Annotated in this window: 23 protein-coding genes and 1 other annotated feature; of the genes, 16 read left to right on the top strand and 7 right to left on the bottom strand. The window is 64.3% G+C overall.

The annotated features are described in order from the left end of the window. Positions 1-22: 22 nt before the first annotated feature. Positions 23-976 (bottom strand): right-handed parallel beta-helix repeat-containing protein, encoded by a 954-nt coding sequence (locus tag ABIE62_RS08310; protein WP_354325133.1) that lies wholly within the window; start codon positions 974-976, stop codon positions 23-25. Between the two features lie 130 nt (positions 977-1106). On the opposite strand from ABIE62_RS08310, the gene ABIE62_RS08305 reads away from it, so the two are divergent. The 6 genes from ABIE62_RS08305 to ABIE62_RS08280 all read left to right on the top strand — a co-directional run bounded on the left by ABIE62_RS08305 (position 1107) and on the right by ABIE62_RS08280 (position 6315). Then, a complete protein-coding gene (locus tag ABIE62_RS08305; protein ID WP_354325131.1) occupies positions 1107-1394 on the top strand; it encodes a hypothetical protein in 288 nt (95 codons plus the stop codon). Positions 1395-1399: 5 nt separating this feature from the next. After that, positions 1400-1615 (top strand): hypothetical protein, encoded by a 216-nt coding sequence (locus ABIE62_RS08300; RefSeq protein WP_354325129.1) that lies wholly within the window; start codon positions 1400-1402, stop codon positions 1613-1615. A gap of 45 nt (positions 1616-1660) precedes the next feature. Then, complete coding sequence (locus ABIE62_RS08295; protein WP_454184727.1) at positions 1661-2869, top strand: acyl-CoA dehydrogenase family protein; 1209 nt, start codon at positions 1661-1663, stop codon at positions 2867-2869. A 133-nt stretch (positions 2870-3002) separates the two neighbouring features. Then, the gene (locus ABIE62_RS08290; protein WP_354325127.1) at positions 3003-4235 is read left to right on the top strand and encodes a CoA transferase; all 1233 of its coding nucleotides are present in this window, start codon (positions 3003-3005) and stop codon (positions 4233-4235) included. Positions 4236-4243: 8 nt separating this feature from the next. After that, positions 4244-5470 carry an acetyl-CoA C-acetyltransferase gene (locus ABIE62_RS08285; RefSeq protein ID WP_354325125.1) on the top strand — a complete coding sequence of 409 codons (1227 nt, stop codon included), beginning with the start codon at positions 4244-4246 and terminating at the stop codon, positions 5468-5470. Then, positions 5467-6315: an HTD2 family dehydratase gene (locus ABIE62_RS08280; protein WP_354325123.1), complete on the top strand. Its 849-nt coding sequence runs from the start codon at positions 5467-5469 to the stop codon at positions 6313-6315. The genes ABIE62_RS08285 and ABIE62_RS08280 overlap by 4 nt, the downstream gene beginning before the upstream one ends. On the opposite strand, the gene ppk2 is transcribed toward ABIE62_RS08280, so the two are convergent. Next, on the bottom strand, positions 6312-7088 hold the full coding sequence (ppk2, locus tag ABIE62_RS08275) for a polyphosphate kinase 2 (RefSeq protein WP_354325121.1): 777 nt from the start codon (positions 7086-7088) through the stop codon (positions 6312-6314). The two genes, ABIE62_RS08280 and ppk2, sit on opposite strands and share 4 nt — an antisense overlap. 56 nt (positions 7089-7144) lie before the next feature. Here ppk2 and phhA point away from each other — a divergent pair, with 56 nt between their 5' ends. Next, positions 7145-8083: a phenylalanine 4-monooxygenase gene (phhA, locus tag ABIE62_RS08270; protein ID WP_354325119.1), complete on the top strand. Its 939-nt coding sequence runs from the start codon at positions 7145-7147 to the stop codon at positions 8081-8083. Positions 8084-8106: 23 nt separating this feature from the next. Here the strand turns inward: phhA and ABIE62_RS08265 are convergent, their stop codons facing one another. Further along, positions 8107-8394, bottom strand: a complete 288-nt coding sequence (locus ABIE62_RS08265) for a YciI family protein (protein WP_354325118.1) — start codon at positions 8392-8394, stop codon at positions 8107-8109. Positions 8395-8553: 159 nt separating this feature from the next. Here ABIE62_RS08265 and putA point away from each other — a divergent pair, with 159 nt between their 5' ends. Then, positions 8554-11727 carry a bifunctional proline dehydrogenase/L-glutamate gamma-semialdehyde dehydrogenase PutA gene (gene putA, locus ABIE62_RS08260; RefSeq protein WP_354325116.1) on the top strand — a complete coding sequence of 1058 codons (3174 nt, stop codon included), beginning with the start codon at positions 8554-8556 and terminating at the stop codon, positions 11725-11727. 16 nt (positions 11728-11743) lie between these two features. On the opposite strand, the gene ABIE62_RS08255 is transcribed toward putA, so the two are convergent. Continuing rightward, positions 11744-12208, bottom strand: coding sequence for an NUDIX domain-containing protein (locus ABIE62_RS08255; protein WP_354325115.1), 465 nt, complete (start codon positions 12206-12208; stop codon positions 11744-11746). A 195-nt stretch (positions 12209-12403) separates the two neighbouring features. Here ABIE62_RS08255 and ABIE62_RS08250 point away from each other — a divergent pair, with 195 nt between their 5' ends. Continuing rightward, complete coding sequence (locus ABIE62_RS08250) at positions 12404-13630, top strand: MFS transporter (protein ID WP_354325113.1); 1227 nt, start codon at positions 12404-12406, stop codon at positions 13628-13630. Further along, positions 13627-14166 carry a pseudouridine synthase gene (locus tag ABIE62_RS08245; protein WP_354325111.1) on the top strand — a complete coding sequence of 180 codons (540 nt, stop codon included), beginning with the start codon at positions 13627-13629 and terminating at the stop codon, positions 14164-14166. Before ABIE62_RS08250 ends, ABIE62_RS08245 begins: the two co-directional genes overlap by 4 nt. Here ABIE62_RS08245 and ABIE62_RS08240 read toward each other — a convergent pair whose 3' ends face one another. Next, complete coding sequence (locus tag ABIE62_RS08240; protein WP_354325109.1) at positions 14167-14874, bottom strand: polyamine aminopropyltransferase; 708 nt, start codon at positions 14872-14874, stop codon at positions 14167-14169. Positions 14875-14983: 109 nt separating this feature from the next. Then, positions 14984-15038: a sequence feature (sul1 is cis-regulatory element that is thought to sense ions involved in sulfur or methionine metabolism; They are found in Alphaproteobacteria), on the top strand. Positions 15039-15124: 86 nt separating this feature from the next. Here ABIE62_RS08240 and ABIE62_RS08235 point away from each other — a divergent pair. Genes ABIE62_RS08235 through ABIE62_RS08225 form a run of 3 tightly spaced genes read left to right on the top strand, consistent with a single transcriptional unit; the run spans position 15125 to position 17814 of the window. Further along, the gene (locus ABIE62_RS08235) at positions 15125-16609 is read left to right on the top strand and encodes a SulP family inorganic anion transporter (RefSeq protein WP_354325108.1); all 1485 of its coding nucleotides are present in this window, start codon (positions 15125-15127) and stop codon (positions 16607-16609) included. Positions 16610-16622: 13 nt separating this feature from the next. Continuing rightward, the gene (locus ABIE62_RS08230; RefSeq protein ID WP_354325107.1) at positions 16623-17474 is read left to right on the top strand and encodes a universal stress protein; all 852 of its coding nucleotides are present in this window, start codon (positions 16623-16625) and stop codon (positions 17472-17474) included. Position 17475: 1 nt separating this feature from the next. After that, the gene (locus ABIE62_RS08225; protein WP_354325105.1) at positions 17476-17814 is read left to right on the top strand and encodes a TraR/DksA family transcriptional regulator; all 339 of its coding nucleotides are present in this window, start codon (positions 17476-17478) and stop codon (positions 17812-17814) included. Here ABIE62_RS08225 and ung read toward each other — a convergent pair whose 3' ends face one another. After that, positions 17815-18501 carry a uracil-DNA glycosylase gene (gene ung, locus ABIE62_RS08220; protein WP_354325306.1) on the bottom strand — a complete coding sequence of 229 codons (687 nt, stop codon included), beginning with the start codon at positions 18499-18501 and terminating at the stop codon, positions 17815-17817. It lies immediately after the preceding gene. 83 nt (positions 18502-18584) lie between these two features. Between ung and ABIE62_RS08215 the strand changes: the two genes are divergently transcribed. Genes ABIE62_RS08215 through ABIE62_RS08205 form a run of 3 tightly spaced genes read left to right on the top strand, consistent with a single transcriptional unit; the run spans position 18585 to position 20482 of the window. Continuing rightward, complete coding sequence (locus ABIE62_RS08215) at positions 18585-19205, top strand: ribonuclease D (RefSeq protein ID WP_354325104.1); 621 nt, start codon at positions 18585-18587, stop codon at positions 19203-19205. A 24-nt stretch (positions 19206-19229) separates the two neighbouring features. Next, positions 19230-19901, top strand: a complete 672-nt coding sequence (gene lptC / locus ABIE62_RS08210; protein WP_354325102.1) for an LPS export ABC transporter periplasmic protein LptC — start codon at positions 19230-19232, stop codon at positions 19899-19901. Continuing rightward, positions 19898-20482, top strand: a complete 585-nt coding sequence (locus ABIE62_RS08205; RefSeq protein ID WP_354325100.1) for an LptA/OstA family protein — start codon at positions 19898-19900, stop codon at positions 20480-20482. Before lptC ends, ABIE62_RS08205 begins: the two co-directional genes overlap by 4 nt. On the opposite strand, the gene ABIE62_RS08200 is transcribed toward ABIE62_RS08205, so the two are convergent. Continuing rightward, positions 20476-21879 (bottom strand): sugar transferase, encoded by a 1404-nt coding sequence (locus ABIE62_RS08200; protein WP_354325098.1) that lies wholly within the window; start codon positions 21877-21879, stop codon positions 20476-20478. The two genes, ABIE62_RS08205 and ABIE62_RS08200, sit on opposite strands and share 7 nt — an antisense overlap. Between the last annotated feature and the right edge of the window lie 62 nt (positions 21880-21941).

Raw genomic sequence — 21941 nt, 5'->3', positions numbered from 1 at the left:
CACCCCAACGGAGGTGCAAGCGTTAACGCTGTTCGTATGGCTTCAGCCCGGCGGCCAGCTTGTTGCCCTGCATCACGATCCGCGAACCCGTCCAGTCGGCGAAGAATACGCTTTGGCGCTGCAGGCCGGGGACGAAACGCGCTTCGTTGTTCACGACCTCCAGCCCGTCGGACGAATGCAGCAGGTCTTCCGCGCCGAGAGCGATGAAGGCCGAATAATTCTCCTTATCGCGCCCCTGCACGAACCAGTTGTCGGCGATCCGGCCCGCGCTGCCCGCGGGCAGATCGATCATGTAATTGGTGGCGCGCCCGTTTGCGTCGTCAAAGCTGTTGCCTTCGATCACCACCTCGGCAGCGCGCGCCTTGAGATAATGCCCGCCGGTGCCGCGTTCGAACCGCGATTCGCGCACCGTCAGCGATCCGTAATTGCCGATATACAGCGAATGCGCGCAGCCTGCGGAGTTCTCGCAGGTGCCCAGCCCGCTGAAGGTTGACCGGGTGATATAGATGCGCCCCTGCGGATCATCGCCTGTCAAAATGCCCTGCTGGCTGTTTTCAAACCGGGCATAGGCGACATTGAGCGCGCCCTGTTCCAGCCGGATGCCCGCGCCATTGCCATCGGCCACCGCCAGATTGCTGAAGGTGATCCCGCGCACTTCGGCCCCGGTGCCGCGCAGCACCAGCGCGGCCTTGCCCTCGCAGGATCGGCCCGCAAAAGTCACGCTTCCCGGTTCAACCGCGACATAGGTGATGACGCCTTGTTCCTGAACAGCGCACTGGCGATAGGTGCCGGGCGCAATGCTGATCGTGGCGCGGGTGTTGCCGATGGCGTTGACCGCGTCCTGCAAGGTGGCGAAACTCTGCCCGCTTTCGACCACGGTAAAGGCACCGGGAACAGGCTGGGCGACCAGCATCGCGGTGGGCAGCGCGGCAACCCCGGTAAGGGCCAGCAAGGCAAAGGAGCGGGCGTAGTTCATGCCTGCAATCCTACCCGCCAATGGTTAAAGCACCATTTGCCACTTGGCGTTGCCCCCCCGGCTTGGCTACACCCCTGATCAAGGCTGCGGGCACCGGCCCGCGCGTAACCCTATCTGAGGAGAGACACTGATGAAAACCTTTGCCCCACTGGCCGCCCTTGGCGGTGCCGCGCTGTTGCTGAGTGCCTGTGGCAGCGCCGATGATGCCTCGACCGAAGCCAGCGCCGACACGGTGGAAATGCCCGCTGACGAAGCGTTGAGCGCAGTGACCGATGAGGCCGTGGCCGATCCTGACGCCACCGCGACCGATGCGCCTGCCACTGACGCCGAAGTTGAGGCCGGGGCGGAACAAGCCGCTGATGCCGCTGCCAATGTTGCGGCAGAAGCTGCTGCTGCGGCCGAAGCGGCCAGCGAGTAAGACTAATGGCACCGCGCCTGCTGATCGCGCTCGGCCTCGCGCTTGCCCTTGCTGCCTGCGGCGGCGACCGGGCGAGCGCGCCGGGCGGAGTCAGCGAAGGCGAGGCCAGGGCGCTCGACAAGGCAGCGGCGATGCTCGATCAACGCCGCCTGCCGCCCGAGGCCATCCCAGCCGAACCGGCCCCTGCCGAAATCGCAGGCGACAATGCCAGTCAGCAATGATCCGGCGCCTGTCGTGAAACGCGAGAGCGCCGCCGCCCAAGGACAATGAACACCATGAATGTCTCTGCCACAATTCCCGCACCGTTTAATCCCGGTATGGATGAGGACGTGTTCGAACAATTTGCCGAGCAGCTCACCCGCTATGTCCGTGAACGGCTGATCCCGGCCGAAGCGCAGGTGATCGCCGAAGATCGCGTGCCCGAAGATATCCTGAACGAGATGCGCGAGATGGGGTTGTTCGGTCTGTCAGTGCCGGAAGAATATGGCGGCGCGGGGCTGAACACGGCGCAATATGCCCGCGTGGTGAACATCATGGCCTATGCCGCGCCCGCCTATCGGTCGATTTTCTCGATCAATGTCGGGATGTTTGCCAGCGCGCTGAAAAACGGTGCGACCGCAGCGCAGAAGGCCGAATGGTATCCGCAGATCGCCGCGGGCAAGATCGCCTGTTTCGGCCTGACCGAGCCGGGTTCGGGCAGCGATAGCGCCGGATTGCAGACCACCGCCGTGCCCGACGCGCAAGGCAATGGCTGGATCCTCAACGGCACCAAGCGTTACATCACCAACGCCCCCCACGCCGATGTCGCGCTGATCATGGCGCGCACCAACAAGGAAGCCCTGCCCAAAAACGCGCACGTTTCCGCCTTTCTGGTGCCGATGAACGCGCCGGGCGTTTCGACCGGGTCGCCCGACAGGAAGATGGGCCAGAGCGGATCGCACATTTCCGACATCATGCTCGATGATGTGCGCGTGCCGGGCGATGCACTGCTCGGCGGGGAAACCGGCAAGGGCTTTGTCTTCGCGATGAAGAGCCTTGATAATGGACGCATTTCGGTCGGCGCGGCGGCGACCGGCTATGCCCGCCGCGCGCTCGATTCGGCGCTGCGTTATGCCAATGAACGCAAAGCATTTGGCGAACCGATCGCCAATTTCCAGCTGATCCAGCAGATGCTGGCCGACAGCGAGATCGAGATTTACGCTGCCGAAGCGATGATGGCGGATGTCACCGCGCGGGCCGACCGGGGCGAAAGCATTCTGGTCAAGGCCGCCGCGTTCAAGGTGTTTGCCTCGGAAATGTGCGGCCGGGTGGTTGACCGGGTGGTGCAGATTTACGGCGGCGCGGGATACCTCGCCGAATATGACGCCGAACGCTTCTTCCGCGATGCCCGCATTTACCGCATCTACGAAGGCACCACGCAGATCCTGCAACTCCAGATCGCCAAGCACATGCTGCGCGAATGGAGGGATTCTTGATCCTCCCCGAAACGGGGAGGTGGCAGACGCCGAAGGCGGCTGACGGAGGGGACTCTCCGATAGCGGGGCCCGGGCGGCGAATCCCCTCCACCATCCTGCGGATGGTCCCCCTCCCCGAAACGGGGAGGAACTGATGTATAACCTCCTCTCCGACCTTTCGATCATCGAAGTTTCCAGCTTCGTCGCCTCGCCCACGGCGGGGCTATACTGCGCGCAGATGGGCGCGGAGGTGATCCGGGTTGATCACACGGCGGGCGGGCTGGATTACAACCGCTATTTGCTGACGGCAGAGGGGCGCTCGCTCAGCTGGGAAAACCTCAACCGCGCCAAGAAATCGGTCGCGCTCGATCTGCAATCGGGCGCGGGGCGCGAATTGTGCGTGGAGCTGGCGGCGACCACGGGCCAGCTGATCACCAACCTGCCCGAACAAAGCTTTCTTGCCCACGCGGCACTACAGGCGCGCCGCGCCGATATGATCTCGCTGCGGATCATGGGCTGGCACGATGGGCGTCAGGCGATGGATTTCACCGTCAACGCCGCTTCGGGTTATCCGCTGATGTGCGGGCCGGAAGATTGGGACGCGCAAACCGCGCCGCCGGTCAATCAGGTGCTGCCCGCGTGGGATTTCATCACCGGGGCATACTGCGCCTTCGCCATGCTCGCCGCGCTGCACCACCGGGGCCGCACGGGTGAGGGCAACGAGGTGCGCGTGCCGCTGGGCGATGTGGCGATTGGCACGCTCGCCAATTCGGGTGCGATGGCGGAAATGCTCTATCGCGGCGCGGACCGCGAACGGTTGGGCAATGCGATCTGGGGTGCGTTCGGACGCGATTTCCGCAGCCGCGACGGGGTGCGCTTCATGGTCGCCGCTTTGACGCCCAAGCAGTGGCGCGGGCTGGTCACGGCATTCGGATTGCAGCAGGGTATCGCCGCGCTGGAGGCGGAACTGGGCGTGCGCTTTGCCGACGGGGATACGCCCCGGTTCCAGCACCGCGCCGCGCTGTTCGCGCTGTTCCAGCAGGCGGCGGACGGTTTTGATTACGCCGCGCTGGCTGCGCGCATGGCGGCCGAGGGCTGCACCTTCGAACGCTATCGCACCGCTTACGAAGCCGCCAATGATCCGGCGCTGGTGGCAGACAACCCGCTGTTCGGCTCCGCGCCCGCCAACCCCAGCGGCTTCGACTATCCCGCCACCCGCAGCTTTGCCAACCTGCCGGGGCGCGACGCGGGCGACCCTGCCCCTGCGCCTTTTCTGGGTGAGCATACCGAAGAGGTGCTGGCCGAGCGGCTGGGGCTATCGCCCGGCGCTATTGCCAAGCTGGTCGATGCCGGGACGGTGGCATTGAGTGACAAAACCACAATTTAGGACAGACCATGACCAGAAGAGCCGCCATCTGCACCCCGCTGCGCACCCCCGTGGGCAAGTTCCTCGGCGGGCTATCCAGCCTTAACGCGGGCCAATTGGGCGCGGTAATCCTGAAAGCGTTGATGGAACGCAGCGGGATCGATCCGGCGCGGGTCGATGACGTGGTGTTTTCGCAAGGCTACGGCAATGGCGAAGCGCCGGCGATTGGCCACTGGGCATGGCTGGCGGCGGGACTGCCGATCGAAGTGCCGGGATTCCAGCTTGATCGCCGCTGCGGATCGGGCGTGCAGGCGGTGGCGACGGCAGCGATGATGGTCGAGACCGGGATGGCCGATGTGGTGGTTGCGGGCGGCGTCGAATCGATGTCGAACGTCGAACATTACACGCTCGCCGCGCGCGGCGGTTCGCGGATGGGCGACATCACGCTGCATGATCGCCTCAGCCGGGGGCGGGTGATGAGCCAGCCGATCGAACGCTTCGGCGTGATTACCGGGATGATCGAAACCGCCGAAAACCTCGCCAAGGATTACGGCATTTCGCGCGAGGCCGCCGATGCCTTCGCGGTGCGCAGCCACCAGAACGCCGCCAAGGCGTGGGCCGACGGCAAGTTTGCCGAACAATTGGTGCCGGTCGCAATTCCCCAACGGAAGGGTGATCCGGTAATCTTCGATCACGACGAAGGGTACCGCGCCGATGCCAGCATGGAAACGCTCGGCAAGCTTTCGGCGCTTGATATCAAACGCGACCCCGCCGCCATCGTCACCGCCGGCAATGCCAGCCAGCAGAACGACGCAGCGTCTGCCTGTCTGGTGGTGGCCGAAGACAAGCTTGAGGAGCTCGGCCTCACCCCGATGCTGTGGTTCGGCGGCTGGGCAGCGGCGGGGTGTGATCCGTCGCGCATGGGGATCGGCCCGGTGCCTGCGGTGGAGCGCCTGTTCGCGAGGGCCGGGTATTCGTGGGACGATATCGGGCTGGTCGAACTCAACGAAGCCTTCGCCCCGCAGGTGCTCGCCGTGCTGAAAGGCTGGGGCTGGAGCGAGGACGATTCGCGCCGCGACATCCTCAACGTCAACGGATCGGGCATCAGCCTTGGCCATCCCATCGGCGCGACCGGGGGGCGCATCCTTGCCGACATGGCGCACGAAATGCATCGGCGCGGGGCGCGCTATGGGCTGGAAACAATGTGCATCGGCGGCGGTCAGGGGATCGCGGCGGTGTTTGAGCGTGCAGCATGAGTTTCGACGCGTGGATCGGGCGGGAGGTTCGCGCCAGCGACCGGCTGGATGAAAGCTTGGCGGCGCGCTGGCTTGCGACCTTTGACCTGCCGCGCCCCCGCCCGGCGATCATGCCTCTGGGCATCCACTTTGCGCTGTGCACCCCGGACGCGCCGACCGCCAATCTGGGCGAGGATGGCCACCCGGCGCGCGATAATAGCGCGGACAGTTTCCTGCCGCCCTTCCCCATGCCGCGCCGGATGTGGGCCTCCTCGAAGATGCAATTCGTCGCGCCCATCGCCATCGGGTCAGTGATTGAGCGGGTCAGCTGCGTCGCATCGGTGAGCGAAAAGCCGGGCGGATCGGGCCGCCTCGCCTTCGTCGATGTCGAGCATACCACGCGCGCGAACGGCACGATCGCGGTGATCGAAACGCAGACGCTGGTCTATCGTGATGCCGCAAGCGCCGATGCGCCGCTATCGCCGCCCGCTCTGGGCGAGGCGCAATTCGATCCCGCCGGGTGGGACGCGCACCGCAGCCTGACGCCGGACGCACGCCTGCTGTTCCGCTATTCCGCGCTGACCTTCAACACCCACCGCATCCATTACGACGCGCCCTATGCGCAAACCGTCGAGCGCTATCGCGGGCTGGTGGTGCACGGGCCGTTGATCGCGAGCCTGCTGCTGCAACTGGCGGCGCAGGAACTGGGTGAGAACCGCTTGCACACGTTCCAGTTTCGCGGGCTGTCCCCCGCGATGGCAGGCGAGCCGCTGCATCTGGTGCTGCGCAAAAACGACGCGGGCTATGATCTCGCCGCCTTTGCCGATGACGGGCGGCAGGTGACGGGGGCGAGCGCGGCGCTTTAACCCACCGGATAATCCGCAATCGGTTTGAGCACGCCGTATTTCTCCGTGGCAGGCTTGCGCCCCAGTTCAGGAAAATCGATCGCGGGCGGCTCCTCATGCGTATCCGGCACCCGTTCGAGCAAATCGCGGATCAGCGTCAGCCGTCCGCGCCGCTGATCGTTGAAATCAACGATCCGCCACGGCGCGTGTTTGGTGTGGGTCGCCGCCAGCATCGCCTCTCGCGCTGCGGTGTAGGTATCATATTTCTCGCGCGCGGCGAGATCGATCGGGGACAGTTTCCAGCGTTTGAGCGGGTCATCCAGCCGTTCGCGCAGGCGTTCCTCCTGCTGTTCCTGATCGGTCGCCAGCCAGTATTTGAACAGCAGGATGCCGTCATCGGTCAGCAGTTTTTCAAACACCGGAACCGCGTCCAGAAACGCATCGACCTGCGCATCGCTGGCGTAACCCATCACCTTTTCCACGCCCGCGCGGTTATACCAACTGCGGTCGAACAGCACGATTTCGCCCGCGTGCGGCAGGTGCGCGACATAGCGCTGAAAATACCACTGGCTCGCCTCGTCCTCGCTCGGTTTGGATAGCGCCACGGTGCGGCACTGGCGCGGGTTCAGCTTATCACGCACCGCGGTAATCGCGCCGCCCTTGCCCGCCGTGTCGCGCCCTTCGAACAATATCACGATCCGCGCGCCGCAACATTTGGCCCAGCGCGCCATGCTCACCAGTTCATGGGTCAGCGGTTCGAGCGCCGCTTCATAATCCTTGCGCTTCATCCCCATGCTCGCCTCCTCAATTGTCCTTGCGGCACTGGCGTGGTAGTATCATATGAAACAATATGGCCACGCTCACCGATCTTGCCCCTGATTACACCGTCTTGCCCGAAATGGCGGGCGATGTCTTTACCGCGCCGCTGGCGAAGCCCAAGCATGTCGGCGCGGATTGGCTGGAGCCTGCGCAAACCGCCTACACCGCCGAAGATAACGCCGTGTGGGACGATCTGTTCGCGCGCCAGATGGAGGTGCTGCCCGGTCGCGCCTGCGCGGCGTTCCTGCACGGACTTGAAAGGCTCGACCTGGGGCGCGGGGGCGTGCCCGAATTCGGCCGTCTGTCCGAAGAACTCGGCGCGCTCACCGGGTGGAGCGTGGTTCCCGTGCCGATGCTGATCCCCGATCACGTGTTCTTCTGGCACCTTGCCAACCGCCGCTTTCCCGCTGGCAATTTCATCCGCACGCGCGACACGTTCGACTATATTCAGGAACCCGACGTGTTCCACGATGTGTTTGGCCATGTGCCGATGCTGACCGACCCCACCTATGCCGATTATATGCAGGAATATGGCCGCGCCGGGTGGAAGGCGATGCGTTACAACCGGCTGAAAGCACTGGGCGCGCTGTATTGGTACACGGTTGAATTTGGCCTGATTGCCGAAGCAGGCGGCGTGCGCGCTTACGGCGCGGGCATATTGTCCGGGCCGACCGAGGCGCGCTTTGCGGTCGAGGCGCAAAGCCCCAACCGCATCATGCTGAATGTCGACCGGGTGATGCGCACCGATTACGTGATCAGCGATCTGCAACCGACCTATTTCGTGATCGAGAGTTTCGACGACCTCTACCGCCAGACGGTGGAGCGCGATTTTGACCGGCTGTATCGCAATCTTTCCGCCGGGTTCACCTATGCCAATTCGGCGGTGATCGATGTCGATAATGTGCTGCACCGGGGAACGCAGGAATACCACCTGCGCGGCGGGCGCGGCAGCGCGGCGGTGCCGGTTTAGCGCACGGTCCAGCCATTCTAGAATCAGGCCCAATCCCCCAGCAGCGGGGTGAACTCGTCAACCCGGATCAGCTGCCAGACCCCGCCGGTAAGGTAGGGATCGCCCGCGAGCACCGCCCGCGCGGCGGCTTCGTCCTGGGCTTTGACGATCAGCAGCGTGCCGATGATCAACCCGTCGGCGCGTTTCAGGGGGCCGACGATCACGAAATGATCGGCGTTGGCGTGGATGAAATCGAGATGCGCCGGGCGGTGGATCGCGCGCAGGCGGCCACCATCTTCGCCATCGCGGCAATGAAAGCAGAACATTCGCATTGGCGTGACCCCCTGTGATGAAGCGCAGGCTAACCGGGCGATGCCACGCGATCAAGCAGCGCGCCGGGAGTTCTGCCTGCAAACACTAGCCTTGAAGCGCCGCCGCCATGCGTCCAAGGCGCGGATTTGTGACCCGACTCGTTTCAGGTGATATCATTTATGGCTAACCGTACAGCTACCGCCCCTGCTTTTGCCCCGATCGACCGCACCGCGCTGCGCCGCGCCTATCGGTTGGAAGAGGAGGCCTGCATTGCCGAGCGGCTGGATCAGGCCGCCCCGGCGGCGCAGGTGCATGGCGGCGCGGCCGCGCTCGCGATCGATCTGATCGAAGGCGCGCGCGCCCACAAGGCCAGCGGGATCGACGCATTCCTCCAGCAATACGGGCTCGACACCGATGAAGGCATCGCGCTGATGTGCCTTGCCGAAGCGCTGCTGCGCGTGCCCGATGCCGCCACCGCCGATGCGCTGATCCGCGACAAGATCGGGCAGATCGAATGGGGCGACCATCTCGGCGAAAGTTCCTCCACCTTTGTCAATGCCGCCACCTTCTCGCTGATGCTGACGGGCGAGGTGCTCGATCCGCCCGAAGCCCATCAACGCGGCATGGGCAGCGTGCTCAAACGCGCGATGAACCGGCTGGGTGAACCGGTGATCCGCTCCGCGACAATGCAGGCGATGAAGATCCTTGGCGGGCAGTTCGTGTTCGGTCGCACCATCGACGAGGCGCTGAAACGCGCCGCGCCTGAACGCGCGGCTGGCATCACCCACAGTTTCGATATGCTGGGCGAGGCGGCGATGACCTTTGCCGATGCCGAGAAATACCGGCAGGCCTATGACGCCGCGCTCACCCGGTTGACGCGGGAGGCGGGGGCCGGGATCACCGGATCACCGGGGATTTCGTTGAAACTGTCGGCGCTTTACCCCAAATATTCGTTCCTCCACGCCGATGCGGCCACGGCGGCAATGGTGCCGATGATCAAGGCGCTGGCGCTGCGCGCGCGCGATGCCGACATCCACTTCACCATCGACGCCGAAGAGGCCGAACGGCTCGAACTCAGCCTTGATATCATCGAGGCGCTGGTGGCTGATGATGAACTGTTCGCCCGCCCCGATGGCAGCCGCTGGGACGGCTTTGGCCTGGCCATCCAGGCCTATCAGAAACGCGGCGTGGCGGTGTGCGACTGGGCGGGCAAGCTCGCCCGGCGGCATGGGCGCCGCCTGTTCGTGCGGCTGGTCAAGGGCGCATACTGGGACAGCGAGATCAAGCTGTCGCAGGTTGGCGGCCATGGCGATTACCCGGTGTTCACCCGCAAGGTGGCGACCGATGTGTCCTACCTCGCCTGCGCCGCGCGGTTGTTTGAACACGGCGACGTGCTGCACAGCGCGTTTGCCACCCACAACGCCTATACCATCGCCGCGATCAAACAGATGGCCGAGGCATCAGGCTGCGACGCGGCAGGCCAGCCAAAAGCATTTGAATTCCAGCGCCTGCATGGGATGGGCGAGGAAGTTTACGCGGCATTGCGCCGGATCGAGGGCGACAATCCCACCCCGGTGCGGATCTATGCGCCGGTTGGCGGGCACAAGGACTTGCTCGCCTATCTGGTGCGCCGCCTGCTGGAAAACGGGGCCAATACCAGCTTCGTCAACCGCATGGGTGATGCCGATATCCCGGCCGAAGAACTGGTCGGCGATCCGGTCGCGGAACTCGCCGCGCTCAGCCCCCGCCGCAATCCGGCGATCCCGCTGCCCAAGGACATTTTCGGCAGCCGCTTGAACAGCGCCGGGATCGACCTGTCCGATCCCACCGTGCTCGGGCCGTTGCAGGCGCAGCTGGCGTCGCTCGACGGGGCGCTGTGGCGGGCCGAGCCGACCTTCCCGGCGGCCACCCCCGGCGAAACCGCCCCGATCACCATGCCGCATGATCTCGCCAGCGTGGTCGGCACCCGCCGCGATGCCACCGCCGAGGAGGTTGAGGCCGCCTTCACCCGCGCCGCCGCGATCCAGCCCGGCTGGGATGCGCTGGGCGGCGAAGCGCGCGCGCTACTGCTCGAAGAAGCCGCCGATCTGTTCGAGACGCACACCGCCGAATTCCTGTCGCTATGCCAGCGCGAGGCGGGCAAGACCTTGATGGACGCAGTGCTCGAACTGCGCGAGGCGGTCGATTTCCTGCGCTATTACGCCGCCGAGGCGCGCCGCCAATTCAGCGAGCCCACCATCCTGCCGGGGCCGACGGGGGAGGAAAACACCATTGCCCTGCACGGGCGCGGGGTGTTTGCCACGATTTCCCCGTGGAACTTCCCGCTGGCGATTTTCATCGGCATGGCGTCTGCCGCGCTGGCAGCGGGCAACAGCGTGATCGCCAAGCCCGCCGAACAGACCCCGCTGATCGCCGCCTTCGCGGTCAAACTGTGCCACGAAGCAGGCATTCCGCCCGAAGCACTGCAACTGCTGCCCGGCGCGGGCCACGTCGGCCAGATGATCACCGCCGATCCGCGGCTGGCCGGAATCGCCTTTACCGGGTCGACCGAAACGGCACAGGCGATCAACCGGACACTGGCCGCGCGTGACGGGCCGATTGCCACGCTGATCGCCGAAACCGGCGGGCAGAACGCGATGATCGTCGATAGCTCGGCGCTGCCCGAACAGGTGGTGCGCGATGTGCTGGCGAGCTCATTCCAGAGCGCGGGGCAACGCTGTTCGGCGCTCCGGGTGCTGTATCTGCAAGACGACATTGCCGATGAGATGCTGGAGATGATCCGCGGCGGGTTCGAAGCGCTGACCATCGGTGATCCGGCCAACATCGCCACCGATGTCGGCCCGGTGATCGATCCCGATGCGCAGGCGCGGCTTGAACGCCACGTCGCGCGCTGCGAGGCGAGCGAACGCAAGGTCACGCGCCTGACGCTGCCGCCTGAAACAGCCAAGGGGTGCTTTGTCGCTCCGACCATAGTCGAACTCGGTTCGATCCGCGATCTTGCCCGCGAACATTTCGGGCCGGTGCTGCACGTCGCGCGGTTCCGTTCGGACGGGTTGGCGCAGGTGATCGAGGATATCAACGCCAGCGGATACGGCCTCACGCTCGGCCTGCACAGCCGCATCGCGGAAACCCGGCGGTTCGTGCAAGCCCGCGCGCGGGTCGGCAATTTCTACGTCAACCGCAACCAGATCGGCGCGGTGGTGGGCAGCCAGCCCTTCGGCGGCGAGGGCCTGTCAGGCACCGGGCCGAAAGCGGGCGGGCCGCATTACCTCGCCCGGTTCGCGACCGAACGGGTGATGACCATCGACACCACCGCGGCGGGCGGCAATGCCAGCCTGCTGGCGGCGGGTTAATCCGCAAGGACGCTGGTCAGGCCGCGAGTGATGCGAGGCACGCCGCGAATATGTCGCGCTGTTTCTTGACGGGGAAGGCTGCCAAAGCCTCAGCCCGGGTGAACCAGCGCGCTTCGGCGATTTCTTCGGCTTGCAGCGCGATTGACGCGCCGCTTGGCAGGCGCACCACGAACATCGCGGCTTCCTGACCATCGTGATCGAGCGCGCGTTTGGCCTTGTGTTCGGCGGTGTAGATAAAGCGGTTGCTGACCGGAAGCTGTTCCAAATCCTCTTCGAGCGCCAGCCCAAGTTCTTCGGCAATTTCGCGGCGCATTGCCTGATGCACAGTTTCGCCCTGCTCCACGCCGCCGCCCGCCAGCGTCCATTCGCCGTCGCGATAGCCGTGCGGGCGAACCAGCAGAAATTCGCCATTATCATTGACCACGACAGCGTGGACTTTCTGGCGCAGCCTGAGCCCGCCCGTGTTAAGAAAAGCAGCCATGGCAACCGTTTATGATAACAACGGTTAAGCCTCCGTCACCATCAGCGGTTTTTCCTGTTGCCGGGCGCGTCCGTGACGTAATACCAGCGCGCTGAGATGCTAACGCATCACGCGCTGGAATTGCTCAAGCGCCGCACGGGCTTAACCAAAGTCCGATGAGGCGGGGCTCATCGAACTTCGGTATAGGGCAAACCCATGCTTCAATTCATGCGCCACAACGCCCGCTGGCTGGCGGCGGGCTTTCTGCTTTCGATGTTTTCATCATTCGGGCAGACCTTCTTTATCGGTCTGTCGGGCGCGGCGTTTCAGGCGCGGTTCGATCTGTCTGGCGGTGAATTCGGGCTGCTCTACATGGCGGCAACTTTGGGAAGCGCGGCGATGCTGCCGTGGATCGGCCGATCGATGGATGTGATGCGCGGCGCAGTGGTTGCAGCATTCGTGATTCCAGGGCTGGCCGCTGCCTGCCTGCTGGCTGCATGGTCGCCCCATATCCTCGGCTTTATGGTCGCGCTGTTTCTGCTGCGTCTGCTGGGTCAGGGGATGATGACGCATATTGCCCAGACCGAAACCGCGCGCGGCTTTGTGGCCAATCGCGGGCGGGCGATGTCGCTGGTGGTGCCGGGGCATCAGGCGGGCGAGGCAGTTCTGCCGGCGCTGTTCGTGGTGGTGGCCGCGGCCATCGGCTGGCAAGGGGCGTGGAGCGCTGCGGCGGCTGTGCTGCTGCTGGTGGGAATGCCGGTGATTGTCGGCCTGCTGGCCCGGCCGCGTATCCCCCAACAGGCCGAAATCACTCAGGCCAATGCCGAAGGGCGGCGCAACTGGACACGCGGCGAAGTGATCCGCGATCCGGTGTTCTACCTGCTGCTGCTGGGCCTGCTCGCCCCGCCGTTCATCGGCACCTCGATCTTCTTCCATCAAGGGCATCTGATCGCGGTTCGCGGCTATGATCAATTGGCGTTTGCCGGGGCATTCCCGCTGATGGCGATAACCACGGTAGGGTTCGGGCTGGTGTGCGGCTATCTGGTTGATCGGTTCGGAGCGGTGCGCCTGCTGCCGTTTTTCCTTGGGCCGATATTCATCGCCAGCCTGGCGGCGGCATCGATCACCGCGCTGTCCGGAATCTATCTGTTCATGTTCCTGTTCGGCATCAGCTACGGGCTGACTTCGACCTTGTTCGGGGTGATCTGGCCCGAGATTTACGGAACCGCGCATCTGGGTTCGATCCGGGCGCTGATCGTATCGGGCATGGTGCTGGCCACCGCGATCGGGCCGGGACTGACGGGGGCCTTGATCGATCGGGGGATCACCCTGCCCGAACAATTGTGGTGGATGGCGTTATGGTGCGTGTTCGCCACCTTTGCGCTGGTGCTGGCCGCGCGCATGATCGCGCAGCGCAGCCCATCACCGCGCGATTGCGCATGACGCTGATCCGTTTCAACAAGCCGTTTGGCGTATTGTCGCAATTCACCGATCAGGCGGGCGATGGCGCGCGCGCGACCTTGTCCGATTTCATCGCCATGCCGGGTGTCTATCCCGCAGGTCGGCTTGACCGCGATAGCGAGGGATTGCTGCTGCTGACCGATGATGGCGCGTTGCAGGCGCGGATCGCCAATCCGCGGTTCAAACTGCCCAAAACCTATCTGGTGCAGGTTGAAGGCATTCCCGATGCCGCCGCGCTTGACCGGCTGCGCAAGGGTATCACGCTGAAAGATGGGCCGACCCGTCCGGCGCAGGCCGACCTGATCGATCCGCCCGATCTGTGGCCGCGCGATCCGCCGGTACGATTCCGCAAGAGCGTGGCGGATTGCTGGCTGCGGCTGACGATCACCGAAGGGCGCAACCGCCAGGTGCGCCGCATGACAGCGGCGGTCGGTCATCCAACCTTGCGGCTGGTGCGCTGGAGCATTGGCGAATGGACGCTGGATGATCTGCCGCAGGGCACGTGGGCACTGGTCTGATCAGGGGCGCCGCCCGAGATAGATCAGATTGAACGCCGGTTGTTCGCGATAGGGGGTGGCAAACTCCACCCGCTCCACCCGCACATCGATCAGACTCTGGCTGAGCGCGGCGACGAAATCGGCATCTTCGGCATCGGTTGACCACAGCGCGAACACGCCGCCCGGCTTCAGCTTGCCCGTGATCGCGGCGATGGCGGGGGCGCTGTAGAAACCCGCACTCGTGTCCTTGATCAGATGGGTGGTCGAATGGTCGATATCGATCAGGATCGCATCGTGCAGCTGCTGCGGCTGGGCCGGATCAAACCCCTCAGCCGCTCCGGCCAAGGCAAAGAAATCCCCCTCACGCAGGATGCAGCGCGGATCGTCGGCCACGATCTTGCCCAGCGGCAACAGGTGATCGCGGTGCCACTGGATCACCTCGGGGATCAGATCGACAACGATCAGCTTTGCCACCCGGCTATCGCGCAGCACGGCTTCGGCGGTGTAGCCCAGCCCCAGCCCGCCAACCACCACATCCAGATCATCGCCGCGCGTCATCGCCAGCGCCAGATCGGCCAGCGCAATCTCGCCATCGACGAATTGGCTCGACATCAGGTAGCCTTCGTTGAGCTTGATTTCCCAGATATCCTCGCCGTCACTGCTCAGCCGCCGTCGCCGCAGCGCCAGTTCTCCGATCGGAGTCTGCTGCCAGTCAATTTCTTCAAACATCGGGTTCATGGCCACGGGCATTAGCCTGCCCGCGTGCAGGCGGCACCCCTTTTTGTTTATCTTCGCACTTGCAGCATAGAGCCACTTGGCCTAACGCGCGGCGACATTCGCTGGACCCGGCATCTGCCGGGTGGCTCAGCCCGGCGCCTATCCCCGGGACAAACCTTTCCCCTGATCTGCATCCCGCGACGCGGCCCACCGGGTCTGCGTAACGGGCGTTGCAGAGCGTCATAACGATACAAGGTCATTCATGCCAAATTTTGATACCATCAAACGCGAGTGGTTTTCGAACCCGCGCGGCGACATCCTGGCCGGGATTGTCGTAGCGCTGGCGTTGATCCCGGAAGCGATCGGGTTTTCGATCATCGCCGGGGTTGATCCGCGCGTTGGGCTGTATGCCTCGTTCTCGATTGCGGTGATCATCTCGCTGGTCGGCGGCAGGCAGGGCATGATCTCGGCCGCGACCGCCGCCATCGCGGTGCTGGTGCTGCCACTGGTGCGCGACCACGGCGTCGATTATCTGTTCGCCGCCACCATCCTGATGGGCGTGATCCAGCTGATTGCCGGCTTCCTGCGTTTGAACGTGCTGATGCAATATGTCTCACGCTCGGTCATCACCGGGTTTGTCAATGCGCTGGCGATCCTGATCTTCATGGCGCAGCTGCCCGAATTGATCGGGGTGCCGGTGATGACCTATGCGCTGGTCGCAGGCGGGCTCGCGGTTATTTACCTGCTGCCATACCTGACCAAGGCCGTGCCATCGCCGCTGATTGCGATCGTGGTGCTGACCGCGCTGGTGTTTTACACCGGGTTCGATGTGCGCACCGTGGGCGATATGGGCGAATTGCCGTCGTCGCTGCCGGTCTGGTTGATCCCCGATGTGCCGTTCACGCTGGAAACGCTGCAGATCATCCTGCCCTACTCGCTGACGATGGCGGCGGTTGGCCTGCTGGAATCGATGATGACCGCGCAGATTGTCGATGATCTGACCGATACCCCGTCCGACAAGCAGCGCGAGATGAAGGGGCAGGGCATCGCCAACTTCTTCACCGGATTTCTGGGCGGCATGGGCGGCTGTGCGATGATCGGGCAATCGGTGATCAACGTGAAGTCCGGCGGCGAAACGCGGCTATCCACCTTTGTATCGGGCGCGTTCCTGCTGTTCCTGATCGTGGTGCTGGGGCCGCTGGTGGCGATCATCCCGATGGCCGCGTTGGTGGCGGTGATGATCATGGTGGCAATCGGCACGTTTTCGTGGCGATCAATCCGCGACATCCGGCATCATCCGTGGCAGTCGTCCATCGTGATGGTGGTCACTGTCGTCATCACCGTGTGGACACACGATCTGGCGCAAGGCGTGCTGGCGGGCGTGATCCTGTCGGGGCTGTTCTTTGCCAGCAAGGTAAAGCGCATCTTCACGGTGGAATCGCAGCTATCGGCTGACGGCCTGACCCGCCATTATCAGGTATCAGGGCAGGTGTTCTTTGCATCGTCGGACAGCTTTGTCGAAGCCTTCGATTTCAAGGAAGTGCTCGACCACGTGGTGATCGATGTGTCACAAGCCCATTTCTGGGATATCTCTGCGGTGGGAACCCTCGACAAGGCGATCCTGAAGTTCCGCCGCGAAGGCACCGTAGTCGAAGTGATCGGGCTTAACCTGGCGAGCGCGGCGATGATCGACCGCTATGCCATCCACGACAAGCCGGGCGCACAAACGCAGCCCGGAGCGCATTGAGAGGATCATGACCATGGAACACGTCCTCGCCTGTATCGACGCATCAAGCTATGCCGACAGCGTCTGCGATCTCGCCGCCTGGGCTTCCAAGCGGCTGGCCATGCCGGTTGAACTGCTGCACGTCGTTCAGCGCAGCGATGCGGTGGCCGCGCGCGGCGATCGGTCCGGGGCCATTGGCCTTGGGGTCAAGACCAGCCTGATGGAAGAACTGGTCAATCTGGAAGCCGCCGATGCGCGGCTGAAGGTGGAGCGCGGCCGCGTGCTGCTCGCCGCCGGGGAAAAACGCCTGCGCGAAGCGGGCGCCTTTGATGTGCGCACCTTGCACCGGCACGGCGGGATCGTTGAAACGATCCTTGAACGTGAAGAAGGCGCCCGCGTTGTGGTGATTGGCAAGCGCGGCGCGAGCCACGAATTTGCCACCGGCCATATTGGTTCGAAACTCGAACGCGTGGTGCGCGCCAGCACCAAGCCAGTGCTGGTCGCCTCACGCGAAGTGACCGAGCCGCGCAGCATCGTGTTTGCCTATGATGGCAGCCCGGCTGCCGAACGCGCGCTGGGCCGTTTGGTCACATCGACGCTGTTCGCCGGGATGCCGGTCAATATCGTCATGGCCGATGCCGACACCGAAACCCACCGCCGCGCATTGCAAGATGCAGCGACGCGGCTGGGGGCGGGGCGTGACGTCACGACCACGCTTGAACCCGGCAAGCCCGAAGCCGTTATCGCCAAGGTGGTCGAACAGACGCCCGGCGCGATGCTGATGATGGGTGCCTATGGCCATTCGCCAATCCGCACCCTGATCGTCGGCAGCACGACCACCACGATGATCCGCACCGTCCGCGTGCCGGTTCTGCTTGTGCGCTGACATGGCGCTCGACCTCGCCCGGCTGCGCGAAAAACTGCTCGCCCGGCGCGAAGAGCTGCTGGCTGAAGATGCCATGTCGGCAGAAGGCCGCGCGCCGGTGACGCTGGATCAGGACAGTGTCGGCAGGCTGTCGCGCATCGATGCGATGCAGATTCAGGCGATGGCGCTGGCGCAGGCGCGGCGGCGCAAGGCCGAGCGCGGCGGGATTGACGAGGCGCTGCGCCGCATGGACGAAGGCGAATACGGCTATTGCCTCAAATGCGGCGATGACATCGCGCCCGCCCGGCTGGAACACAGCCCCGCGGTGACAACCTGCATCGAGTGCGCAAGAGCAGGGTAATCACAACCCCCAGTCGATCACCCCGCGTCCGTGCTGTTCCAGAAAAGCGTTGGTCTGGCTGAACGGGCGCGAGCCGAAGAAGCCGTTATGCGCCGATAGCGGGCTGGGGTGGGCCGACGTCAGCACCAGATGCTGTGATGACCGCGCCAGCGCCGGAATGCGGCTCGCCTTCTTGCGCGCGTGGCTGCCCCACAGGATGAACACCGTCGGCGCATCGCGCTGCGCCGCCGCCGCGACGCAGGCATCGGTGATCGCATCCCACCCGCGCCCCGCATGGCTGCCCGCTTGGCCCGCCTCAACCGTCAGCGTGTTGTTGAGCAGCAGCACGCCCTGCCGCGCCCACCGCGTCAGATCGCCGGTCGCGGCGCGCGGCAGGCCAAGGTCAGCCTCCAGCTCTTTATAGATATTGACCAGCGAGGGCGGCACCCGCACCCCGTCCTGCACCGAAAACGCCAGCCCATGCGCCTGCCCCGGCCCGTGATAGGGATCTTGCCCCAGGATCACGCAGCGCACGTCATCCAGCGGGGTCAGCGCCAGCGCGGCGAGGCGGGTTCCGCGCGGCGGATAAACCTGTTTACCCGCCGCCTCTTCCGCCGTGAGCCATCCGCCCAGCCGCCGCGCCTCCGGGGTTGCCAGCACGGGTTCAAGCACGCTGCGCCAGCTATCGGGGATCGTTTCGGCTGCCATCATCCACCCCTGCTACACCCGGTATAAGCAGTCGCGCCACTCTGCCCTTCCCCTCTTTCCCCAATCGGCGTAGGGCGGCACCTATGACTGTGCATTTCCACGAAGAAGACCTCCCCCCCGGCGTGCTCCAAGGCAATAGCGCGATTGCCATCGATACCGAGACGATGGGCCTGATCACCACCCGCGACCGGCTGTGCGTGGTGCAATTGTCCGATGGTTCGGGCGATGAACATCTGGTGCGCTTCAACCCCGGCAGCAGCTATGATGCGCCCAATCTGAAAGCGCTGTTGAGCGATCCTTCGCGGGTGAAAATCTATCACTTCGGCCGGTTCGATCTGGCTGCGATCCACCACTACCTTGGCGTGATGGCCGCGCCGGTGTTCTGCACCAAGATCGCCAGCAAACTGGTGCGCACCTATACTGATCGCCACGGATTGAAGAATCTGGTCGAGGAACTGCTGGGCGAGAATATCTCGAAACAGCAGCAATCGAGCGATTGGGGCGGCCCGGTGCTTTCCGATGCGCAGCGCGATTATGCGGCGTCCGATGTGCGCTACCTCCACCGGCTGCGCGATGAATTGACCCTGCGGCTGGAACGCGAAGGGCGCACCGCGCTGGCGCAGGCGTGTTTCGATTTCCTCCCCACCCGCGCGTTGCTCGATGTGGCAGGCTGGGCGGAAACCGACATATTCAGCCACATGTAAGCGCGCGGATCGCAAACCTGACCGATGGTGACCGGCAAACCCCGCATTGAAACGACCGAGGCCCGCGAACTGCGCGGCCGGCGCCAGCATTTCGCGGCGCCCGGCGGATCGCACGACCGGATGGTGCGTTTCCTCGCCCGCGCGCTGCCGATGGCGGTGGGGGTGGTTGCGGCGCTGATGGTGATCACGCCGCTCGGCCCGCGCGGCGAAGTCAGTTTCCTGCTGGATCGCAACAAGGTCGCGCGGATCGATCAACGGCTCAGCGTCGATAATGCGATGTATCGCGGGCGTGACGATCAGGGCCGGCCATTTTCGGTAATGGCGGGCGAAGCGGTGCAGGCATCCAGCGCCGAAGGTTTGGTACGGATGCAGGATCTGGTCGCGCAATTGCTGCTGACCGAAGGGCCAGCGCGATTGAGCGCCCCGGGCGGCACCTATGACATTGAAAACGAAACCATGGCAATCGATGGCGCGGTGCGCCTTGTTGGTGCCGATGGCTATTCGATGATCGCGCGGGGGGTGTCGATCGATCTCAGGACACGCGAGATGCGCGGGGATGACGGCGTGTCGGGCACGCTCCCGGCGGGTGAGTTTTCGGCCCGGTCGATCCGTGCCGACCTCGCCACCCGCAAGATTTTGCTTGAAGGCGACGCGCGCGTTACCATGATCCCCGGCCAGTTGAGGATACCGCAATGACCCAGCCTACTTCCCGCGCGTCACTTCGTAACATCGCCCTAGCCTGGGGGATCGGCGGCTTTGCCCTGACCGCCGCGCTGGCGGGCGGCATGGCGCTGCACGCGCAAGGCATTGCCGCGCATGATTCGCGCGCGCCGGTCAGCACGCAGGCGAGCCGGATCGAATGGCTCGACCGCGAAAACCGGGTGCTGCTGAGCGGCGGTGTCACCGTTACCCAGGCCGATCTGACCATCCAGTCGAACCGGATGCTGGTCAATTACACCGATGTCGGCACGCTCGAAATGCAACGCATTACCGCGACCGGCGGGGTGATTGTCACGCGCGGCAACGAACGCGCCAGCGGCGATAATGCGATCTATGATTTTAACCGGCGGATCATCACCATGGCCGGCAATGTCCGCCTGCGCCGCGGCACCGATACGCTCAACGGCGGGCGGTTGGTGATCGATCTTGAAAGCGGCGTTTCAAGCGTGGACGGCAGCGCGGCAGGCGGCGATCGCAATGGCCGGGTGAACGGCACCTTCACCGTGCCGCAGCGGAGCGACGCGAAAAAGGAACCAGCCGCCCCCGCCGATCAATAGGCATTATCGTGCCGCAGCACCATCATGGTGCGCATCACGATGCCGATATCACGCAGAAGCGACCAGCCCGCAATATATTCCAGATCGGATTGCAGCCGGTCGGTAAGGTCTTTCTCGACCTCGGTTGCGCCACGATGGCCGCGCACCTGTGCCAGCCCCGTCAGACCCGGTTTCAATGAATGGCGCTGCCAGTATGCGGCGTCGACCTCCCAGAAATATTTGTCGTTCGCACGGCTGCCGATTGCGTGCGGACGCGGGCCGACGATCGCCATATCGCCGCGCAGCACATTGATCAGCTGCGGCAGTTCATCAATGCTGGTGCGCCGCATGAAGGCGCCGATCCGGGTGATCCGCTCATCATCGCGCGCGGTTGACCGATCACCATAGGGATCGCGCCGTTCTTCGCGCATCGACCGGAACTTGAGCATATCGAAAAACTGGTTGCCGCGCCCCAGCCGCCGCTGAATGAACAGCACCGGGCCGCCATCTTCCAGCTTGATCAGCACCGCGACCACGATCATCAGCGGCGCCAGCGCGATCAGCCCTGCCAATGCTGCAACCACATCAAACCCGCGTTTAAGGATGCGGTTGCGCAGTCCCAGCGGACCGGTCGACACCACCAGCGTGGTGCGATCCAGCGCGTCGTAATGATGCACGCCGATCGCGCCGAGCGCATGGGCGGGTTCGCTCACGATCTCGCCATGAACCCCCGCCGATTTGAGCACCAATGCCCAGGCACCGCGCCGTTCACGCGGGCAGCTGACCACCACCTTGTCCTGATTGCGCAGCAATTTGCCCAGCCGGTCGAGCATGAAGGGATCATGGCTGGCGGGATCCAGATCATAATCAGCCGCCGCGATCGTGACCGCATCATTCATCGCGAAGCCCGATCCGCCGTCATCGATCACCAACTGGTTGATGATCCGTCCGCCCCAGAGATGCGCGATTCCGACCGCCACCAATCGCCGGAACCCCACCAGCAGGATCGCGGTGAACACCAAACCCAGCGTCACCGCGGCGCGCGAAAAATCCTCATTGGTCTTGGTATAAAAGCCGAGGAAATTGATAAGCGCCGCCGCAATTGTCAGCGCGATCAACACTTTGCGCGCAGCAAACAGCCAATCGGACAGCGCCCTGACGCCATAAGTTCCGCTATAGAGCGCGATGGTGAAAAACACCGGCAACATCGCTTGCGCCGCCAACATCGCGCGCGGTTCCCACCAGCGCCCTTCCCACAGCAGGGCAGCGAGCGCGAAGCTGAGATTGAGCAGCGCGCCATCCGCCACGAGCATCAGGATATAGGCGCGCAGCCGCCGCCGCTCCAGCGATGGCGGAATCTTGTTTTCACCAATATCATTCCGCACTGATCTGATCAGTTGCGGCGTGACCTGATTCATCAGGATGGCTTCCAATCGGCACGAACCCTAGGGAAATTACTTAGGGGCAATTACAGGGGATT

The organism is Porphyrobacter sp. MBR-155 (genome assembly GCF_040547625.1).
GTDB lineage: Bacteria > Pseudomonadota > Alphaproteobacteria > Sphingomonadales > Sphingomonadaceae > Erythrobacter.
The sequence above is the reverse complement of the archived record's forward strand: the minus strand, read 5'-3'. Positions and strand labels throughout refer to the sequence as shown.